This window comes from Desulfococcus sp., assembly GCF_050178255.1.
Taxonomy (GTDB): Bacteria; Desulfobacterota; Desulfobacteria; order Desulfobacterales; family Desulfococcaceae; genus Desulfococcus; species Desulfococcus multivorans.
This window is the reverse complement of sequence record NZ_JBFXGG010000162.1, coordinates 1-5,111: the sequence shown is the minus strand read 5'-3', so window position 1 is coordinate 5,111 and position 5,111 is coordinate 1. Positions and strand designations below refer to the sequence as shown.

Here is a 5,111-nt window from a genome sequence, read left to right as displayed (position 1 = left end):
GAAAGCCCTTACCAGGCCCGGGATGCCCTTCGCGCCATCGACGTCACCTATGAGGTGCTGCCCTTCATCTCCGACGAGCGGACCGCCCTGGCGGCTTCAGCTCACCCGATCCATCCCGGCGGCAACCAGGTGGGTCAGACCGAGACGTACGCCAGAGGAGATCTGGACAAGGGATTTGCCGAAGCCGACGTGGTACTCGAACAACATTACCGGACCGCCTGCGAGATCCACACTCCCCTGGAGCCCCACGGTTGCGTCGCCAACTGGGATGGCGACCGGTTGACCCTATGGGAGTCGACCCAGGGCGTCTATGCCGTTCAGAAGACGGTGGCCGAAACCCTGGGCATGCCCTTGTCCAAGGTCCGCGTCATCGGCCATTACATGGGCGGCGGGTTCGGCAGCAAGCTCCAGCCCGGGAAATACACCGTCATCGCCGCCCTCCTCGCCCGGATGACCGGACGACCGGTCAGGCTGTTCCTGAGCCGGGAAGAGACCTTTCTGGCCGTGGGCAACCGCCCGGCCAACACCATGACCCTCAAGGCCGGCGTCAAAAAGGACGGCACCCTGACGGCCCTTGACTTCACCTGCATCGGATCGGGGGGCGCCTATCCCTTCGGCGGCGCCCTCGTCGTCGATTGGCTGATCCGAGACCTCTATGCCTGTCCCCATGTCCGGACCACCGCTACCGACGTCTACATCAACGCCGGTCCGGCCCGGGCATTTCGCGCCCCCGGCCACCCCCAGGGGGCCTGGGCGCTCGAGCAGATGATGGATGCGCTGGCCGAGGCCATTCAAATGGACCCCGTGGCGTTCCGCCTCAGGAACATTCCGCAGGTCAGCCAGGCCAGAAAAGGCAACCCGCCTTACGGCACGCCGGGATTCGAGGAGTGCCTGAAACGGGGGGCCGAGGCCTTCGGCTGGGACGAAGCCCGGAAGTCGGCCGGGGATTCGGGGCCCATCCGCAGGGGAATCGGCATGGCCGCGGGCTTATGGTCGTCCGGCGACGGCAGGCCGCCGTCAACCATCATCCTCAAGCTCTTTGCCGACGGCAGCGTCAATCTGAACATGGGCGCCAGCGACATCGGGACCGGCACCAAGACGGTGATGGCGCTGGTGGTGGCCGAAGAGCTGGGGGTGCGGCCCGACGCCGTCCAGATCGAGCACGCCGACACCGGCACCACCCAGTTCGCGACGCCCAGCGGCGGGAGCAAGACCGTTCCCACGGAAGCGCCGGCGGTCCGCGCCGCCGCCGTGAGCGTGAAACAGCAGCTCCTGGAGATGGCCGCCCGGAACCTCAAGGTCGACGCCGCCGAACTCCGCTATATTCCGGGCGCCGTCGTCAGCCGGAACGACCCGTCCAAGCGCATCGCCATAGACCGGATCTCCGGTGTCAGGATGGCCGGGGGGGTCGTGGGGGTGGGATACCGCGATCCCAACCCGCCCAACCGCGTCATCAACCCCTTCGCGGCGCAGTTCTGCGAGGTGGCGGTCGACACCCGCACCGGCGAGGTCCGGATCCTCCGGTTCCTCGGCGCCCATGACAGCGGCCGGGTCATGAACCGGCTCACCTACGACAACCAGGTTTTCGGGGGCATCACCATGGGGATCGGCCTGGCCATGACCGAAGCCCGCATTCTGGACGGGAACCAGACCGGAAAGATCGTCAACGGCAATCTGCATACCTACAAGGTTCCCACGGCCATGGACGTGCCCGACGACATGGTCTCCCTCCCCATCGAGATCCCCGACGACGAAGCCAACACCACCGGCGCCAAGGGCCTGGGGGAACCGGTCACCATTCCCACGGCACCGGCCGTCGCCAACGCCATATACAACGCCACGGGCCTCAGAATCACCGAAACCCCCATGGACCCGGTCCGGCTCTGCGGTCTTCTGGCGGCCCAGCGAAAGGAGGCATAGCCCATGATGCCCAGTTTCTCCTATGTCCGGGCCGGAACCCTGGACAAGGCCGTCGAGGCCCTCTCCCGGGACGGGGCCTGCCTTCACGCCGGCGGCACCGATCTCGTCGGGTGTCTCCGCGACGGCATTCTGGATCCTGCCGTCGTCGTCAGCATCTCACGCCTGAAAGAGCTCGCCGGCATCCGTCAAACGGCGGAGGGGGGCCTTGAAATCGGCGCCATGACGACCATCCATGCGGTTTCCCAAAGCCCCGCCGTCCAATCGGGTTACCCGGCACTGGCAATGGCTGCGGCGGCGGTGGGAAGCCCTCAGTTGCGCCACCAGGGAACCATTGGCGGCAACCTCTGCCAGAAGCCCCGCTGCTGGTATTACCGCGGAGATTTTCCCTGCCTGAGGAAAGGGGGCGATCTCTGCTACGCCGTGGACGGAGAGAATGCCCACCACTGCATCCTGGGCGGCGAGAACTGCTACATCGTCCACCCCTCGGACACCGCTCCCGCCCTCGCTGCGCTGGGGGCGATCGCCGTCATCACAGGCCCGGACGGACGGCGGAGCGTCCCGGTGGCGGCATTTCACGTACCGCCCTCGGACGATTACATGAAGGAGACGGTGCTGGGTCCGGGAGAAATCCTCACGGGGATCCGTCTCCCCCCGCCGCCGGACGGTCTGCGAAGCCTCTATCGAAAGGTGCGGGCGCGCCGCGCCTGGGACTTCGCCCTGGCCGGAGCGGCCGTCGCGCTGCAGAGCAGAAACGGCCGGACAGCCCAGTGCCGGATCTTTCTGAGCGGCGCGGCGCCCGTTCCGTATCGCGCCGCCGAGGCGGAGGCGATCCTCGTGGGAAAGGCGCTTGATGAACAAACCATCGCCGAAGCGGCCCGGGCGGCGGTGAAGGATGCCGCGCCCATGAGTGGAAACGGCTACAAGGTCCCCATGTTCATCGGCGTCATCGAATCAGTCCTTGGGGAAATGGCCTGACGCAACGATAAGGAGATGTCGTGAGAGTATTGTTCTGGTTCTGCGAAAAATTCGCCTGGAAGCCAACCCTCAAGACCCTCGAGGACGCTCCCGACGCGAGCCCCGACGAGCGAAAGCGGGCTGTGGTGGCCTTTATCCATGTCGAACCCCGGGACGTGACGGAGGGCAGCTCGGCTGAAACCAAGCTCGTGAAAAACGCCAAATGGGCGGCGCGGAAATGGGAGGTTCAGGAAATCGTCCTGCATTCCTTTACCCATCTGGGGGAGGCCAAGGCCGAGCCCGAGCAGGCCGGGGCCCTCATCGACCGGGCCCGCGAACGGCTGCAAAACGCCGGGTACACCACCGTCAAAACCCCCTATGGATACTTCAACGATCTGTCCATCGAGGCGCCGGGGCATCCCCTGGCCCGGATTTTCAAGGAATTTTAAAGCACTGCCATGCGAAAAACCAGACAGAAATATTACGACTTCTTCTCGAAATGGTATGACGGATTCATCGCCTTGCACGCCACCGACAAGCAGGGTGTCCTGCGGGAGATCCTGGCGGAACACACCGACGCCGGACCCGGCGACATCGTTCTCGACATCTGCACGGGCACGGGTGCGGCCCTGCCGCCCCTGGCCCGACGGGTCGAAGGCAAAGGACTTGCAATAGGACTGGATTTTTCCTCGGGTATGCTCCGGGCCGCCGGGAGGAAGACGACAAGGTTCCCTCAAGTGTGTCTGGTTCAGGCTGACTGCGAACGGCTGCCCTTCAGGTCCGGGGTCTTCGCGGCCGTCACCTGCTCCCACGCCTTCTATGAACTGAAAGGCGACACCCAGACCCGCACCCTGGCGGAGATCCGCCGATGCCTCAAACCGGGAAGACCCTTTTTGATGATGGAACACGAGGTGCCTGAAAACCGATTCGTACGCCTCCTCTTCCATATCCGGCTGCTCTCCATGGGCCGGAAGCGCGCCCTTCAGATCCTGAGACACGAACAGACTTTTCTGGAACGACATTTCGATCGGGTAATCAAAGTCGCCACTGCCACCGGCAGATCGAAAATCTATATCTGCACCGGATCAACACAGGGAGAGGCTCGGTTCGACCCGCCGGGAGCTCCGGTTTAACAGGATACGTTTCGGATCAATAGACCGGCACCATGGCGTAACCGCGTTTCTGGTAGCCAATGGATGAAATCCAGCCGTTGGGAACCTGCATCAGCCCCTTCGGCAGCGACGCGGAATCCACCCCGAAGTAATTTGCGGCAAACATGCAGACCTCCAGTCGAATCCCGTCTCCGGCCATGTCCTGGAGAACCTGGTCGAAGGCTTCGAGCGACTTCTGATCCTCCGCGGAAAAGCCGTCCCTGTTTCTGGCAAGAAGCTTTACCGCGCTCGCCATGAACACGACCGCGAAATCGGGCTTGCCGGATACCGACCGGATTGCCGCATCCTTGTAGGTGTCGTGGATCAGCTTGAGGTGGACCAGGGCCGACACGGGGTTACCGTCCCTGAAGTCGAACATCGTGCTGACGGATGAGACGTCTTTCAACGCATCGTAGTCTTCGGCCGCGACGGATAATACCGGCGCCCAGAACAACGCCAGGGAACACAGCAGAACGGTTATGTATCGTTTCGATCTTTTCCGCATTTGGATACCTCCTTTTCTTTTCGAGTCGTTGCTGGATAGCGGCGAACAGATGACACCGTCCTGCCGCAACGGAAAATTCGATCGGCCCGGAAATCAGCTCAGGGTCGCCAGTGCTGTTGCGACACGATCGCGCTGTCCCGGCGTCGTCAGCTTTTCGTAGACGACCTGGAACCGGGGATGCCCGACCCCCGAAAAGATATATTGCCAGCGATAGGCCCGGAGAACCCCGGTTTTGATGCGGTCGATCTCTTCCGTGCGGAAGGATCGGCCGCAGACGTTCAGGAAATACGCTGCATCGGCCAGGCTCTGCTGCTGCAGGATGCCGTCCATGTCGCCGACAAGAGCGATCAACTCGTCAACGGCCCGGTCCCGTTCCCCGGTGGTCAGCTTGCTGTTCTCCCGGGGCCACTCCAACTCGTCCATGATGGCGTGGGTGGTCTCTTCCTTCCAGTGAGTTTCCCAGCCAATGGTCGCGCGTGATCTCGAGAACTTTCGCCGTGATGAATCGTTCCACGAAGCCGAACATATTGGCATAGGTCCGCCCCTGGATCTGACTGAGAAGCCGCTTTTCATCGTCGTTC

6 protein-coding genes are annotated in these 5,111 nt (G+C 63.3%); 4 read left to right on the top strand and 2 right to left on the bottom strand.

The window, feature by feature from the left end; translation table 11 throughout:
- The 4 genes from AB7S84_RS16410 to AB7S84_RS16395 all read left to right on the top strand — a co-directional run.
- A partial coding sequence (locus AB7S84_RS16410) for a xanthine dehydrogenase family protein molybdopterin-binding subunit (protein ID WP_428155804.1) occupies positions 1 to 1,920 on the top strand: 1,920 nt, incomplete at its 5' end.
- 3 nt (positions 1,921 to 1,923) lie between these two features.
- Positions 1,924 to 2,895: an FAD binding domain-containing protein gene (locus AB7S84_RS16405; RefSeq protein WP_428155802.1), complete on the top strand. Its 972-nt coding sequence runs from the start codon at positions 1,924 to 1,926 to the stop codon at positions 2,893 to 2,895.
- 20 nt (positions 2,896 to 2,915) lie between these two features.
- Positions 2,916 to 3,323, top strand: coding sequence for a threonyl-tRNA synthetase editing domain-containing protein (locus tag AB7S84_RS16400; protein ID WP_428155799.1), 408 nt, complete (start codon positions 2,916 to 2,918; stop codon positions 3,321 to 3,323).
- Positions 3,324 to 3,332: 9 nt separating this feature from the next.
- On the top strand, positions 3,333 to 4,007 hold the full coding sequence (locus AB7S84_RS16395; protein ID WP_428155797.1) for a class I SAM-dependent methyltransferase: 675 nt from the start codon (positions 3,333 to 3,335) through the stop codon (positions 4,005 to 4,007).
- Positions 4,008 to 4,023: 16 nt separating this feature from the next.
- On the opposite strand, the gene AB7S84_RS16390 is transcribed toward AB7S84_RS16395, so the two are convergent.
- The gene (locus tag AB7S84_RS16390) at positions 4,024 to 4,530 is read right to left on the bottom strand and encodes a DsrE family protein (RefSeq protein WP_428155795.1); all 507 of its coding nucleotides are present in this window, start codon (positions 4,528 to 4,530) and stop codon (positions 4,024 to 4,026) included.
- A 93-nt stretch (positions 4,531 to 4,623) separates the two neighbouring features.
- Positions 4,624 to 5,064, bottom strand: coding sequence for a hypothetical protein (locus AB7S84_RS16385; protein ID WP_428155793.1), 441 nt, complete (start codon positions 5,062 to 5,064; stop codon positions 4,624 to 4,626).
- Positions 5,065 to 5,111: the final 47 nt, after the last annotated feature.